Origin of the sequence: Acinetobacter sp. LMB-5 (assembly GCF_001541635.1) — a bacterium.
Taxonomy (GTDB): Bacteria; Pseudomonadota; Gammaproteobacteria; order Pseudomonadales; family Moraxellaceae; genus Acinetobacter; species Acinetobacter pittii.
This window is the reverse complement of sequence record NZ_LRDR01000005.1, coordinates 159,639-173,795: the sequence shown is the minus strand read 5'-3', so window position 1 is coordinate 173,795 and position 14,157 is coordinate 159,639. Positions and strand designations below refer to the sequence as shown.

Annotated in this window: 13 protein-coding genes; 6 read left to right on the top strand and 7 right to left on the bottom strand. The window is 38.0% G+C overall.

The genetic code is table 11. The features are described from left to right. Positions 1 to 47: 47 nt before the first annotated feature. The 4 genes from ureC to AW165_RS07855 form a co-directional block, all read right to left on the bottom strand. The gene (ureC, locus tag AW165_RS07870; RefSeq protein ID WP_060465427.1) at positions 48 to 1,748 is read right to left on the bottom strand and encodes an urease subunit alpha; all 1,701 of its coding nucleotides are present in this window, start codon (positions 1,746 to 1,748) and stop codon (positions 48 to 50) included. 37 nt (positions 1,749 to 1,785) lie between these two features. Beyond that, positions 1,786 to 2,094, bottom strand: coding sequence for an urease subunit beta (locus tag AW165_RS07865; protein ID WP_057085645.1), 309 nt, complete (start codon positions 2,092 to 2,094; stop codon positions 1,786 to 1,788). 11 nt (positions 2,095 to 2,105) lie between these two features. After that, positions 2,106 to 2,408: an urease subunit gamma gene (gene ureA / locus AW165_RS07860; RefSeq protein WP_002117495.1), complete on the bottom strand. Its 303-nt coding sequence runs from the start codon at positions 2,406 to 2,408 to the stop codon at positions 2,106 to 2,108. Positions 2,409 to 2,509: 101 nt separating this feature from the next. Next, on the bottom strand, positions 2,510 to 3,385 hold the full coding sequence (locus AW165_RS07855) for an urease accessory protein UreD (RefSeq protein ID WP_005802940.1): 876 nt from the start codon (positions 3,383 to 3,385) through the stop codon (positions 2,510 to 2,512). Positions 3,386 to 3,586: 201 nt separating this feature from the next. Here AW165_RS07855 and AW165_RS07850 point away from each other — a divergent pair, with 201 nt between their 5' ends. Further along, a complete protein-coding gene (locus tag AW165_RS07850; RefSeq protein WP_005070594.1) occupies positions 3,587 to 3,910 on the top strand; it encodes a hypothetical protein in 324 nt (107 codons plus the stop codon). A gap of 187 nt (positions 3,911 to 4,097) precedes the next feature. Next, entirely contained in the window at positions 4,098 to 4,568 is a 471-nt protein-coding gene (locus AW165_RS07845; RefSeq protein WP_002117559.1) for a copper resistance protein NlpE, read from the top strand. A gap of 54 nt (positions 4,569 to 4,622) precedes the next feature. On the opposite strand, the gene AW165_RS07840 is transcribed toward AW165_RS07845, so the two are convergent. Then, positions 4,623 to 6,227 carry an isocitrate lyase gene (locus AW165_RS07840; RefSeq protein ID WP_060465426.1) on the bottom strand — a complete coding sequence of 535 codons (1,605 nt, stop codon included), beginning with the start codon at positions 6,225 to 6,227 and terminating at the stop codon, positions 4,623 to 4,625. 587 nt (positions 6,228 to 6,814) lie between these two features. Between AW165_RS07840 and AW165_RS07835 the strand changes: the two genes are divergently transcribed. The 3 genes from AW165_RS07835 (at position 6,815) to AW165_RS07825 (ending at position 11,160) form a co-directional block, all read left to right on the top strand. Next, on the top strand, positions 6,815 to 7,804 hold the full coding sequence (locus AW165_RS07835) for a LysR family transcriptional regulator (protein WP_004703082.1): 990 nt from the start codon (positions 6,815 to 6,817) through the stop codon (positions 7,802 to 7,804). A gap of 123 nt (positions 7,805 to 7,927) precedes the next feature. Then, positions 7,928 to 9,253, top strand: coding sequence for a hemolysin family protein (locus AW165_RS07830; protein WP_002117726.1), 1,326 nt, complete (start codon positions 7,928 to 7,930; stop codon positions 9,251 to 9,253). Positions 9,254 to 9,822: 569 nt separating this feature from the next. Next, positions 9,823 to 11,160, top strand: coding sequence for a CitMHS family transporter (locus tag AW165_RS07825; RefSeq protein WP_002117607.1), 1,338 nt, complete (start codon positions 9,823 to 9,825; stop codon positions 11,158 to 11,160). A 42-nt stretch (positions 11,161 to 11,202) separates the two neighbouring features. On the opposite strand, the gene AW165_RS07820 is transcribed toward AW165_RS07825, so the two are convergent. Next, positions 11,203 to 11,715, bottom strand: a complete 513-nt coding sequence (locus AW165_RS07820; RefSeq protein WP_060465425.1) for a hypothetical protein — start codon at positions 11,713 to 11,715, stop codon at positions 11,203 to 11,205. Positions 11,716 to 11,928: 213 nt separating this feature from the next. Between AW165_RS07820 and AW165_RS07815 the strand changes: the two genes are divergently transcribed. Continuing rightward, positions 11,929 to 12,486, top strand: a complete 558-nt coding sequence (locus tag AW165_RS07815) for a DUF2239 family protein (RefSeq protein WP_081410573.1) — start codon at positions 11,929 to 11,931, stop codon at positions 12,484 to 12,486. Between the two features lie 51 nt (positions 12,487 to 12,537). Here AW165_RS07815 and cysN read toward each other — a convergent pair whose 3' ends face one another. Next, positions 12,538 to 14,151, bottom strand: a complete 1,614-nt coding sequence (gene cysN, locus AW165_RS07810; RefSeq protein WP_060465423.1) for a sulfate adenylyltransferase subunit CysN — start codon at positions 14,149 to 14,151, stop codon at positions 12,538 to 12,540. Positions 14,152 to 14,157: the final 6 nt, after the last annotated feature.

The window sequence follows — 14,157 nt, the reverse complement described above, 5'->3', positions numbered from 1 at the left end:
TTCTTTCATATCTAGAGTAATAAGACATATCATCTCTATAAAATTCATCAAAATAAGAAATAACGCTGTGCCATGGGTAATACGTCTGCAGGTTCACACGTTAATAATTCACCATCAGCCCGCACCTCATAAGTTTCAGGATGAACATGCATGACTGGACAATATGTGTTGTGCTTCATATCGGCTTTGGTAATTGAACGAGTGTTTTTACATGGACTAATTAACTTTTTAAGATTTAGCTTCTCAGCAACTTTTTCATCGATTGCTGCTTGAGATAAAAAGGTAATACAGGTGTTATGTACACCACGCGGATAAGCCCCAAACATTGGGCGATAATGCACGGGTTGAGGTGTCGGAATTGAAGCATTAATGTCACCCATCGGTGCCGCTGCAATCATGCCACCTTTAATAATCATGGAAGGTTTCACACCAAAAAATGCAGGCTTCCATAACACTAAATCAGCAAGTTTTCCAACTTCAACCGAACCGATTTCATGACTTAAACCATGGGTAATGGCTGGGTTAATTGTATATTTGGCAATGTAGCGTTTAACGCGATTGTTATCATGAAAATCATTATCACCCTCTAAAGGACCACGTTGAATTTTCATTTTATGAGCAGTTTGCCAAGTACGTATAATTACTTCACCCACACGACCCATCGCCTGAGAGTCAGAGGACATCATGGCAATGGCGCCTAAATCTTGCAGAATATCTTCAGCAGCGATGGTTTCACGGCGAATACGACTTTCAGCAAAAGCGATATCTTCAGCAATTGCCGGGTCTAAGTGATGGCAAACCATGAGCATATCTAAATGCTCATCAATAGTATTAATGGTATAAGGTCGCGTTGGATTAGTTGAAGATGGCAACACATTACTTTGCCCAATTGCCTTTAAAATGTCAGGTGCATGCCCACCACCCGCACCTTCGGTATGGTACGTATGAATCGTGCGATCTTTAAATGCAGCCAGAGTCTCTTCTAAAAAACCACCTTCATTTAAAGTATCTGTATGAATTGCAACCTGCACATCAAACTCATCTGCCACACTCAAACAGTTATCAATGGCTGCTGGTGTTGAGCCCCAGTCTTCATGTAGTTTTAACCCAATTACTCCAGCTTTAATTTGCTCACGAATTGGGTCTGGCAAACTCAAATTACCTTTGCCTAACAGTCCAATGTTCATAGGTAAATCATCAATGGCTTGCAACATGGTCGCAATATGCCAAGGCCCCGGAGTCACTGTCGTTGCCGAAGTTCCAGCCGCTGGTCCCGTACCACCACCCACCATTGTTGTTGTACCCGACATAAGTGCAGTTTCAACTTGCTGTGGGCAAATCCAGTGAATGTGAGTATCAATACCACCTGCCGTTAAAATTTGCCCTTCACCCGCAATCACTTCTGTTGCAGCACCTAAAGGAATGGTAATGTCAGGTTGAATATCAGGATTTCCTGCTTTCCCTATTTTCCAGATTCGACCATTTTTTAAGCCAACATCCGCCTTTACAATCCCCCACCAATCTACAATCAAAGCATTGGTAATCACAGTGTCGGCAACTTCATCGGCTAAAAGTTGAGATTGCCCCATTCCATCACGAATGACTTTGCCACCGCCAAACTTAACTTCTTCACCATAAGTCGTTAGATCTTGCTCAACCTCAATAAAAAGCTCTGTATCAGCCAAGCGAATACGATCTCCAACCGTTGGACCAAACATTTCAGCATATGCACGACGTGACATTTTCATAACTTATTACTCATCTCTTTCATTATCGTTGTTATGTTTAATCCAACTTGCCCATGACTCGACCTGCAAAACCATATACTTCTCGCTTCCCCGCTAAAGCAACAAGCTCTACTTCTCGACTTTGTCCCGGTTCAAAACGTATTGCTGTGCCTGCAGCGATATTTAATCGAAAGCCTTTCGCTGTTTCTCGGTCAAACTGTAGTGCATCATTTGCTTCATAAAAATGAAAATGAGAACCCACCTGAATAGGTCGATCACCAATATTAGCAACTACAATTTTTAAAGTTTGTCGCCCAACATTCAGCTCAATGTCTGCATCTGGAGTAATGATTTCACCAGGGATCATAAACGCTCCTTTTATACGATTGGCTGATGAACAGTGACTAACTTCGAGCCATCAGGAAAAGTTGCTTCGACCTGAACCTCAGCAATCATTTCTGGCACACCATCCATCACATCTTCGCGCTTTAATAAAGTTGTTCCGTAATGCATCAAGTCACTCACCGTCATACCGTCCCGTGCCCCTTCAAGCAAAGCAGCAGAAATAAAAGCGATAGCTTCCGGATAATTTAGCTTTAAGCCACGAGCTTTACGGCGCTCAGCGACTAGCCCTGCGGTAAAAATAAGTAATTTATCTTTTTCTGTTGGATTGAGTTCCATATCTCTTTCCTAAATAGCATCTAACTTTCTTTAAGCAAAATACGTGCTCAAAAGCAGCATACTTGTTTTAATCGTTTTTTAAATACGCAATTTAACGTAACTTAGGTTCTCCAAATTCTCGGAAATTCTTCATATAAATCAAACCAATAACGTCTTAATCTTGCTCTTATTGCCGCAAATGCATCATGGCAATGTCGGACATCATTTCCCAAGAAACGCGCACAAACCACATCATCTAATAATGTTAAAGTTACAGGTGCTTGCATACGCATTATCAATTCGCGAATGAGTTCGAGCTGTTGTTCCAAATAAAATGAAGACCGATATTTCTCAGGTGCTACGGCCCAAAAACTTCCCATTACTGCTTGATTATTCATACCTAAACACGAACTAAGCCAACGGTCTTCACCCTCAAAAAACAATGTATCTGCAACCAATAATTTTTGTTCTCGCCACAACTTAAACTGGTTGTGATAACTTCCCTGCACAAAACGTTCAGCGCGTGCCTGCCGCCCGAGTACCAACATATCCCAGCCAATAAAACTGGCAGCATGGTCAAGATGAATATGAGTTTCTGAGTGTGCTAGAGCTCCGTCAAACAGCATCGTTTCTTGTGGAACCCACTCCAAAATAGACTGATCTCGCACATGAAGATGAATATGCTGAAAGGCTTGCTTTCCATTGGTTTTATACCACTTTCCCGCACCAGGAGTCGTTACAACCGCATGAGCTTGATCTTTGGTTTCGATTTGAAAAGTAAGATGATCTCCTCCTGCGATTCCTGCTGGAGGATGTACAATAATCGCATGACATACGCCTGTTTTTTCAGGCCAGAGCATTTTTTGCACCCTTACAGGGCCATGGTGCTTTCTATGACTCATTATGGTGCGCGAATTTTCAAAACAAAATCCGAGCTCTAATCGCGCATACCAAAATGGTGCTAAAGAGTTTTTTGAAAACGTTTGTACCTGATTCATTCTGGTTCATATGTTCAAAATAAGTGCTTAAAGCTATAAGCAAAATACGCACCAAATATAAAAATAAGCAAAATGATAAAATTAGATACAATTTTTTGATTTTAATGAGTTAAAAAACAATCAATGTCTAACATAAAACCACAGTAGCTTATGGAATTATTTATACAATAGCGCCCACCGTTGCTTCCATACTTGCTCTCCATGAAACTTTTTTTCGTGTTAACGCCACTTGTCTTTTTAACTGGGTGTATTTTTGGCCAATCTAGTGAGGTCAAACGTGCAGAAAAAATTCTCCATAATTTTGAATGTAAAAATGTTGAGACAAGTCAGATTGCAACAAGTTCAATTAATTCTTACTACCAACAGTCTTTAGCGGTAAGCAAAGAAAAGGCGACTTCATATGTAGAGAGTTATAAAAATGGTGAAGAGTTATTTGACATGCCGCTAGATGAAGTTTTAAAGCAACAATATCAACTTTATAAATCAGCTTGTGATTCTTTAGGTGGGGTTTCTTCTCAACCTTAATATATAGAGGTATTCGCTAATTTTTTAGTGGATACTTTTTTTTAATTTTATATCTTTCTTTTTTGATTAAATTTTATTCAATTTACCTTTTGTTAAAATTAAATTACATACTTAAACTTTTATTAGGCTCTTATATTTCATAGCCTGTTTACTTGTTTTTTATTTATTTTCCGAGGTTTAGATCATCATGAAAAAAACATTATTATCAGTAGCACTCTTAAGTATCCTTCTTGCCGCTTGTAGCAAAAATGAAAATAAAGCCGACACGACAACTCAAGCATCTGCTCCAGCACAAACCACTGAAGCCAATAATAATGCTGTAGATACCGCGCACACAGCTGAAAACTCACTCGATTGGGACGGCACATATAAAGGCACTCTTCCATGCGCAGACTGTGAAGGTATTAAAACCGAATTAGAACTTAAAGATGATAAAACCTACGAGCTAACCGAAACTTATCTTGGTAAAGGTGACACGAACCCATTTGAAACCCACGGTACCTTTACTTTCGACAAAGATAATACTTCAATTATTACGTTAGATGATAAAGGTCAAAACCGTAAATTCTTTATCGGTGAAAACACTGCAACTGCTTTAGATATGGAAGGTAAAAAAGTTGAAGGCTCTTTAGCTGAACACTATGTTTTGAAAAAATAATTTTTAATAATAAAAAACCCGCTCATTTGAGCGGGTTTTTTGATGAATCAATTCTTAGTGAGCTGCGAATTGGTTCATTGTGTTTTTAGCATCGTCATGTGCTTTAAGAGCGTTGTCACCAGAGAAGATTTCTTTGTGATCATCACCGATGTCAGAACCCGCCATTGCTTGGTGTTTAACACAAGCGATACCGCCGCGGATTTCTTTACGTTGTACGCCAGCAACATAAGCCAACATACCTTCAGAACCGAAGTAACCTTGTGCAAGCTCATGAGTAGAAAGAGCAGCAGTGTGGTAAGTCGGAAGTGTGATCAAGTGATGGAACACACCCGCTTCACGAGAAGCATCTGCTTGGAAAGTACGGATTTTGTCATCAGCATCAGCAGCTAATTCAGTGTTGTCATATTCAGCACTCATTAATTTAGCGCGGTCATATGCAGAAACGTCTTTACCTTCAGCAACCCAACGGTCGTAAGCTTGTTGACGGAAGTTTAAAGTCCAGTTGAATGATGGGCTGTTGTTATAAACAAGCTTAGCATTTGGAACAACTTCTTTAACACGGTTAACCATGTGTGCGATTTCTTCTACGTTTGGAGTCGCAGTTTCGATCCAAAGAAGGTCAGCACCATTTTGTAAGCTAGACACACAGTCAAGTACAACACGGTCAATTTGAGTGTCAGCACGGAACTGATATAAGCCAGAAGGTAAACGCTTAGGACGGTGTAATTTACCATCACGCTTAATTAAGATTTCATCTTCTTGAGCATCAGCAATGTCAATTTCTTGAGTATCTAAGTAGCTGATGTATTGAGAAGCGATGTCACCTGGCTCTTTAACCACAGGGATTTTTTGAGTCAAGTCAGCGCCTTCAGAGTCAGTACGCGCAACAATGATACCTTCTTCAAGACCCATTTCTAAGAATGCATAACGTAATGCATGGATCTTAGCGATGAAGTCTTCGTGTGGAACAGTTACTTTACCAGCTTGGTGACCACATTGTTTAGCATCAGATACTTGGTTTTCGATTTGAAGCGCACAAGCACCAGCTTCGATCATTTTCTTAGCAAGTAAGTAAGTTGCTTCTTCGTTACCGAAACCAGCATCGATGTCCGCAATAATTGGCACAACGTGAGTTTCAAAGTTGTCGATTTGAGCTGTGATTTCAGCTGTTTTAGCAGTATCACCAGCTTCTTGTGCTTTTTTAAGCGCACGGAATAAATCGTTTAATTCTTTTGCGTCAGCTTGACGTAAGAAAGTATAGATTTCTTCGATCAATGCAGGAACAGAAGTTTTTTCGTGCATAGATTGGTCAGGAAGTGGACCAAATTCAGAACGAAGAGCAGCAACCATCCAACCAGAAAGGTAGATATAACGTTTGCTTGTAGTACCGAAATATTTTTTGTTCGCAATCATTTTTTGTTGTGCGATGAAACCATGCCAGCAACCTAATGATTGAGTGTATTTGCTTGAGTCAGCATCGTATTCAGCCATATCACGACGCATAATCGCAGCTGTATACTTAGCAATATCTAAACCAGTTTTGAAACGGTTTTGAAGTTGCATACGAGCAGCATCTTCTGGGCTAATGTCTGCCCAAGTATTGCCGAATTTTGCTTTTAATTGACGTACTGCATCAATCGCTGTTTGATATGTAGTCATGATATTGTCCTGTATTCATTTTAGGATTTCATCGATTGAAGCCTAGAGTCACGTTACTTAAATTTCTTATGACACCAGCTGCTTCCTCATGAACACAGCTTAGACTTAGCCAACCAATTAATCCAATATCCTTTGTTAATCTTCAGTATTTATTTAAAAAATATACCAATAAATCGATATTATAGATAAAACCAAAAACCTTAACACTTTGTTTATAAAAATAAAATCATCCTAAAGGAGTATAGAGTTTTATTTTAAAAACTCACTAAGTCTTATTTTTATACAATTTTTGGAGATTTTCCACTCATTTTTAAATCTAAAAGTCAATTGTAAATTAGGCTATTTTTGCCAATGCAAAAAGTCAATTGATATGCTAGAAATTGAGAAGTTATTCATAAATATATTCTATTTAGATTTCTTTCATTCAAAACTGAGCAAAGACAGTAAAATCGTGCCTTTGAAACGCCTTTCCACCCTACTTAATTCCTACAAAAAATGTCGCTTTTCTCATCATTTTTTCACACAATGATCATTAAATATGGCATAATTTGAAACAATTTCAGGGTTTTATTTTCGGTATTTTTTTTATGAATCTGGAGCGAGTAGATCTTAATCTATTAATATATCTTGATGTACTTCTTCGTGAAAAAAATGTTACGCGCGCAGCCGAACAGCTTGGGGTAACTCAGCCTGCAATGAGTAATATTTTACGTCGCTTACGTAATTTATTTAATGATCCGCTTCTTATCCGTTCTTCCGAAGGGATGACCCCAACAGAACGTGCACTTGAATTACAACCTCGTATTCGTGATGCCCTTTCTGATCTTTCCATGATTTTGGAACCCCGTACCGAATTCCGCCCTTATACAAGTAATCGCGTTTTCCGCATTATGACATCTGACTATGCCGAGGCAACTTTAGTCCCTCGTCTTGTCAAAGCTCTACGCTCTGAAGCTCCAAATGTTGTACTCGACTTTCTTACACCAAGTGATGTGTCTTATAGAGACATGGAACAAGGTAAAGTTGATCTTGCGATTAATAGATTTAATGAAATACCGCAAAGTTTCCACCAAGTGTTAGTTTGGCGTGATAGTTTCAGCTGTATTCTTAATGACAAACACCCTGCTGTAACCCATTTGAATCTCAAAAGTTATCTAGATGCACAGCATATCTGGGTTTCTAAAACAGGTATGGGTGTAGGCTTTGGTGTAAATCCAGATAAACAAGGTGGTTTAGGCTGGATCGATCAGGCATTAGAACGTATTGGTCAACGTCGTAAAATTTCTGTATTTACCCGCCACTACCAAATGCCAGCATTACTTGCTCAAAATGTTGACTTGATTGCCACCCTTCCAACTCGAATGGCACGCCTACAAACTCAAAATCCAAAACTGGTTATAAAGGATCCTCCTTTTTATATTCCAGAATTTGAACTTAAAATGGCTTGGTGCCCGTTATTACATCATCATCCAGCTCATCGCTGGTTGCGCCAACTTATTTTATTTGTTGCTCGTCAAATGATTGAAGAAGAAAATCGTGAATTTCTAACCAACAATTCGCAATTTTCTCACTATTAAGTAAATTTTGATTCAATTGTCGATTTTAGACATTATCTTCAAGCGCTGAGCAATCAATCTGATTACCTCAGCGCTTTTTTGTGTTAAAACATAGTCATAATAATGATGAACCTCGGGTGATTTGTGAGTCTCTTTCAAAATATCATTATCATCGTACTGCTCATCATCGCAGCAGGCTTTTTATCTTTAACTGAAATTGCATTGGCTGGTGCCAGAAAAGTAAAGTTAAAAATTTTAGCCGAAGCTGGCGAAGAACGTGCCCAACAAGTACTTGATCTACAAGAACAATCTGCCGATTTTTTTGCAGCTTCTCAAATTGGCCTAAATGCAGTTGCAATTTTAGGCGGTATTTTGGGGGAAGCTGCTTTTCGTCCCTTTTTTGTCACTTTAGTTGACCGCTTTTATGAAGGTCCATGGACACAAACTATCGGTTTTGCCCTCTCCTTCACTTTAGTAACTTCTCTATTTATTTTATTTGCCGATCTTATGCCAAAGCGCTTGGCAATGATTGCACCTGAAAAAATTGCAATTAGCGTTATTAACCCGATTCAAGTTTTTATTAAGGTGTGTAAACCCTTAGCTTGGGGAATTAATGCTATTGCGAATCTGTTATTTCGCTTGTTTAAAGTCAATACAACACGCGAAGATAACATTACTTTTGATGATATTTCAGCGGTCATGGATGCAGGCGCTCAAGCTGGCGTACTTCAAAAACAAGAACACCACTTTATTGAGAATGTTTTTGAACTAGAAGAACGTACCGTACCTTCAAGCATGACGACACGCGAGAACGTCGTTTATTTCACCTTAAACGAACATGAAGATAGTATTCGTCAAAAATTAGCAGAATATCCTTACTCAAAATTTTTAGTGTGTAATGAAAATATTGATCAGGTTATTGGTTATGTTGATGCTAAAGATTTCTTAGTACGTATTTTAAATAATCAATCACCAACTCAATTAAATGAGTCTACCATTCGTACTGTACTCATGATTCCCGACACCCTCACACTCTCTGAACTACTTGACCGTTTTCGTTCTACAAAAGAAAAATTTGCTGTCGTTATCAATGAATATGCACTCGTTGTCGGAGTGATTACATTAAGCGATATCATGATTACAGTTATGGGTGATTGGGTTACTCCTATTGAAGAAGAACAGCAAATCATTAAACGTGATAATAACTCATGGTTAATTGATGGCAGCACACCAATTGATGACCTAAGACATGCTCTTGAAATTGATGAAATGCCTGATGAAGAAAACTATGAGACGCTTGCAGGTTTCATGATGTACCGTTTACGCAAAATTCCACGTCCAGCAGATTTTGTGGAATTTGGTGGATATAAATTTGAAGTTGTCGATGTCGACCATTTTAAAATTGACCAACTTCTTGTAACTCGAATTTTAGAACAAACCGAAACACACTCATCAATTGATGAAAACTAATCATTATTAATTTAAATGCCCCACAATTTAGCTGGGGTATTTTTTTAAAACTAAATAACTTTTTTAAATATATGTAATAATTATTTTAGATTCATTTATTCAATTTGCTCTTTTAATCTAAAAGTATTATTATTTTATTTAACAACTCTATTAAAGCTTAAATACTGAAAATTAATAAAATAATCTATATCTCTTAACTGCCTATAAAGTGATTAAGCCCCATTTAAATTGCAAACAAACTTATGTAGCTTAGCTCAAAGTAAGCCCCTAAATGCTTCTTCTTCTCATTTCACTCATCAAAATATATATAATTAAAAAAAATGCCATATAATTTTTATTTTTATAATACCTTTATATTATTTTATAATAGCATTCATTTATTATAAAACCATTATAACCTTAATATATATGTTCAGTATTTCATCTAAATATACCTATCCAAACGAATATATATTAACCAAATAAACTAAATATATTATTTGTCTTTTTAATAAAAATTAATAAGAATAACCAAGGTCAGAGTTTTGAATAAACTTGTTCAGTAAAACTATAGGCAAAGGATTGATTGTATGCTGACATTACTTGGTGTTGGCATGATTTTGTGCTTCATGTACTTAATCATGTCCAAACGTTTAAGCCCTATTATTGCTTTAATTCTCATCCCGTTTATTTTTTCTCTCATTGCTTGGGGCCTAGGTCATTACTTTGAAAGTTTAAGTCACATTGAACTTAAAGGTCTCAGTGAGATGATGCTGGATGGCATCAAAAAATTAGCGCCAACTGGCGTAATGCTTTTATTCGCAATTTTGTATTTTGCCTTAATGATCGATGCAGGTCTTTTCGACCCACCGGTTAAATGGATTTTGAAAAAAGTTAAAGGCGATCCTTTAAAAATTACTCTAGGAACTGTCTTTTTAACCACTCTCGTTTCTTTAGATGGTGATGGCTCAACCACTTATATGATCTGTGTGGCTGCAATGTTGCCACTTTATCAACGTCTAGGAATGAACACACTCATCATGACTGCGCTTATGCTTTTATGTAGTGGTGTAATGAACCTAACGCCATGGGGTGGTCCTACTGCTCGTGCTGCAAGTGCGTTACAAGTTGATCCAAGCCATATTTTCGTACCAATGATCCTTCCAATGATCATTAGTATTGGTTGGTTATTCTTCTTGGCATATTTATATGGCCGCTATGAGCAAAAACGTTTAGGCGTGATTGAGCTTGAAAGTCATCATGGTGATAATATTACCGTGTCGAAAGACCCTGAAGCGACGCGTCCACATTTACGCAAAGTAAATATGGTACTTACTATTATTCTCATGATTGCATTAATCAAAGGCATTTTGCCAATGTCGGTGCTATTCATGCTAGCGTTCTGTATTGCAATGCTGATTAACTATCCTGATGTTGATATGCAGAAAAAGCGTATCGCAATGCATGCAGATAGTATTTTAGCTGTTGTAGGTTTAATTTTCGCTGCAGGTATTTTCACAGGGATTTTATCTGGTACAGGTATGGTTGAGGCGATGTCTAAAGAATTCGTCGCAATGATTCCTCCAAGCATGGGTCCATATCTTGCACCGATTACCGCTTTAGTCAGTATGCCTTTAACATTCTTTATGTCAAATGATGCATTCTTCTATGGTGTTTTACCAATTCTTGCTGAAGCGGCTTCTCATTACGGTATTAGCCCAGAAGCTATTGCTCGCGCCTCAATTGTAGGCCAACCAGTACACTTGCTATCGCCTCTTGTTCCATCAACTTACTTGTTATGCGGTCTTGCTAAAGTTGACTTTGCAGATCATCAAAAGTTCACATTTAAATGGGCATTTATAACATGTATGGTTTTGATGGGCACTGCATTAGTGATTGGCGTTTTCCCGCTCTTTAGTACACTTTAATTATTCCCCTAAAAATAAAAGCCCCAAACGGGGCTTTTATTTTTATTTATTTATATATTCAATCATGACGTCTAAGAACGCATGAAAGTGCAAGCTAATATCTTCTTCTAAAATTTTATAGGCATTATCAAATTGCACCATTGGCCAACCTTCTTTCCAAAATGGGAAGATGTCATGTAAGTCATGAGTAACTATTGCATCTTCTCGAACAATCGCTTGTGAAATTTGTGCCAAAACTTGCGCTGTTTCTGCACCATCAATAGCTAAATAATCAATACCACGCGCTTTTAAAATACGAATTCGATCTTTTTTATAGCGAATTTTTTTAGCTTGAGCTGCATTTAAACCTAGTGCAAGAGTAACTGCCTCTACAAACTTTTCTTCAAAATTTGTATTCAGTGCCACTAAAGCCTGTTTATGTGCTTCCTGACGTCCTGCTTTCCCCCCGTTACGGATGATCTCATTTGCTTCCGTATCTAGCTTATCTTTTTTCATCGACTGTAAAATGTCTAAAATTTCGATATCGCTTAAAGATTCAGGAGATTGCTCAAACATAGGAGTCTCTATACATACAACTAAAGGCGTATTCTCTCATAAAAGCGATACTAAAGCAGAGTAAAATTTTAAATAGCTCATTATCTTGACTATTTTTATAGTCCTAACTTCATCGACTACACTCATAAAATCAAATAATTCTTTGGTTATAATTTTAATTATTTGCCAAATCAATTTTACCCTGATAATATTATTTTACCCAGATAAAAATATATGGCTAAAATGAATACTAAAATCACCTATACTGCCTTCACTGGAAGCACGCTTATTGCGAGTGACTCCCTTATTGAACTTGCAAAAAAACTCAAAGATCTTCCGAAAACAACGGAAAATATTCTGATTTTTAATGATCAAACAGGTCAACAAATTGATCTTGATCTTTCTGGTTCGGAACAAGAATTTCATCAACGTTATGGTGAACCGGAAGAAATTAAAAAAGTTGGACGACCTAAACTCGGAGTAATTTCTCGTGAAATCACTTTACAGAAAAAACATTGGGATTGGTTAGATCAACAAAGTGCGAGTGCATCAGCAGTAATTCGTAAGTTAATTGATAAAGAGTTAAATAACCCAAATTCTAAAGGTAATATTGTGCTCGCTAAACAAGCCATCGGCCGTTTTATGTCTGCCATGTTGGGCAATATGCCAAATTACGAAGAAGCAACACGTGCCTTATATCAAGGTGATCGAGATATATTTTTAAAGATGATTCAGAGCTATCCCAAAGATTTAAGGGAATATTTAACTTTAAAAACTCAAAGTATTTTCTAAACCCAATAAAAAACCCGCTTACGCGGGTTTTTTCAAAATCAATTCAGTCTATTAAAGACGAACTAATTCCACAACTTTTTCAGCTGCCTCTTCAACGGTTTCAGCAGTAACTTCTGTATCCGTACCTTCCACAGAAGTTGTGATAACCACAATACCTGTCTCACGCAATAAAGTAATTTGCTCAGCAGTTAAGTTGGCTTTTGCAATCGCAACCACACCTTGTTGGATCAATAAACTTTCTAAAACTTGAGCTTTCTCGATTAACTGTGCAGAAATCCCAATCACCGCTGGCTTTTGGCCCAAACGTGCAGCACGATCTTCAGCTGTTACAGGATTGCTATGTGCAGTCCATTCAACAGCAGCCTCAACCATACCTGCACCAACCGTTACATTGCTTAAACGATCAATGAAAATAAATGAACCTGTATAACGAGAATCTTGATATTGATCAAACACAACTGGCGCATCGAACTCAACTACAACATCTGCAATTGCATTTAACTCAAGCTCTTCCACATGAGTATGTTCAAGTGTATTCACATTCACTCGATAGTGAATAATAGTGACTTTAGCAGGAACAGTCTGGGTACCAATCTTAACGTTGTATAACTTACCTTTCACGAGCGGATGTTCATTCATCCACACCACTGAAGCACGAACACTACGTGAAATTAACGGTTGCTCGCCAGCACGTACCAAAACGTTACCACGGCTAATATCAATTTCATCATTCAGGGTCAATGTAACCGCTTGACCCGCTACAGCCTGCTCAAGGTTTCCATCAAAAGTAACGATTTCTTTAACTGTTGAACGCTTACCTGATGGCAGTGCAACAATCTCATCACCAACATTGATTTCACCTAAAGCAACAGTACCCGCAAAACCACGGAAATCAAGGTTTGGACGATTTACATACTGAACAGGGAAACGGAATTCGTGTTTATTCGATCCACGACTAATTTCCACCGACTCAAGAATGCTCATCAAGGTTTGACCCTTGTACCACGGCGTATGAGCTGACGGATTCACAACATTATCGCCATTTAAGGCAGAGATTGGTACAAACTGAATATTGGCTGGACGACGATCACCTAATTGGCTTACGAAAGCATCATATTCAATCTGAATTTCAGTGAAACGCTCAGGTGAATATTCAACCAAGTCCATCTTATTGATTGCAACAACGATATTTTTAATACCAAGCAAACTTGCAATAAACGTATGGCGACGAGTTTGAGTTTGTACACCATAGCGCGCATCGATCAGGATGATTGCCAAATCAGCAGTTGACGCACCTGTTGCCATGTTACGAGTATATTGCTCATGCCCTGGAGTATCCGCAATAATAAACTTACGCTTTTCTGTTGAGAAATAACGGTAAGCTACGTCAATGGTAATACCTTGTTCACGTTCTGCTTGAAGGCCATCTACTAGTAACGCCAAGTCTGGTGCATCACCCGTAGTTCCTACTTTTTTACTGTCACGCGTTACTGCTTGCAATTGATCTTCATAAATCAATTTTGAATCGTAGAGTAAACGTCCAATAAGCGTACTTTTACCATCATCTACATTACCGCAAGTCAAAAAGCGTAGAAGGTCTTTTTGTTCATGTTGCTTTAAATAGGCCAAGATATCTTGGCTGATTAATTCTGATTGATGAGACATTGCTCA